At 39.1% G+C, this 1,069-nt stretch carries 1 protein-coding gene; it reads right to left on the bottom strand.

Annotation, left to right across the window (positions count from 1 at the left end):
* Window positions 1-162 precede the first annotated feature (162 nt).
* Complete coding sequence (locus tag T411_RS0115675; RefSeq protein ID WP_012706050.1) at window positions 163-954, bottom strand: DUF6602 domain-containing protein; 792 nt, start codon at window positions 952-954, stop codon at window positions 163-165.
* Window positions 955-1,069: the final 115 nt, after the last annotated feature.

A 1,069-nucleotide genomic window follows, 5' to 3' on the forward strand; every position in this document is an offset into this window, starting at 1 on the left:
TATTGGTCGTAATTTGATATCCATATTCCTCATAACGCCCGCCTAAGGGGCTGGCGACGCATTACCACAAAACTCAAACGCAACAACTGTAACCACCGCGGCTCATTGGGACTGGAAACGCCACGCGTTGACAGTCCCGCTTGAGGCGTTTGTTAGGCATTTTTAGGGCAAGTATTTTGTGATATCAACCTTATAAACATGTGTGGTTTCTGCCATTAAACGAATTAAAGAAGTGAATATTTGGAAATGAGATTTCATTTCGTTACTGTCAGCACGTATATAATGAAGTGAGATATCATTGAACTCGGGATGAACAGGGAAAGGATACAGCTCACCTTGTGGTGATTTTCTACAAAGAATGCCATCTTTTACGCTTAACACACAGTTAACTCTATTCATTACCGCATGATTTTCAACGATTTTATCGGTTGACAAATTGAAGTCAAATTCCGCACAAACAATGAAAGTAAAAATACCATCTTTGGGATCAATAGGACAAAATTTGTAATTTAACTCATTCACTTTTACAGCATCATGTATTTTATTTTTAATGGATGCTACAGATGACAACTTTTCTAGATATTCATTGAGCTTGGATATACATGTTATTTTTGATTTGACCTCTCCTACGCCTACAACCGCTTCTACAGGGAAAAATCGTTGTCCATAATCACTTTCAAGTGTTGGCATCTCATTTTTATCATAGATAATGAGGTCACACTGAGTGCTAACATTGCCGTCTGCATTGACTATAAATCCACTACCAATATCAAATCGAGCAGGAAGAATTGACTTTAGTAATCTTAATAATACACGTTCTCTGTATTCCCCGTACTCAAGTTTATGGAATAACTCACCTCTTTCATTTGCATACAGCGTTTCGGCTTGCTGAAATGCAAACTCAAAATCTGTGAAATTTCTGGCGAGTAAATTTTCAATAATTTTATTTGCCAAAACGATCTCCCTACTTATGCCTAACGCCCGCCTAAGGGGCTGACAACGCATAACACAAAACTCAAACACACCAACCGTAACCACCGCGGCTCAATGGGACTGGAAACGCCACGCG

It is taken from the genome of Vibrio cholerae ATCC 14035 (assembly GCF_000621645.1).
GTDB classification, from domain to species: Bacteria; Pseudomonadota; Gammaproteobacteria; order Enterobacterales; family Vibrionaceae; genus Vibrio; species Vibrio cholerae.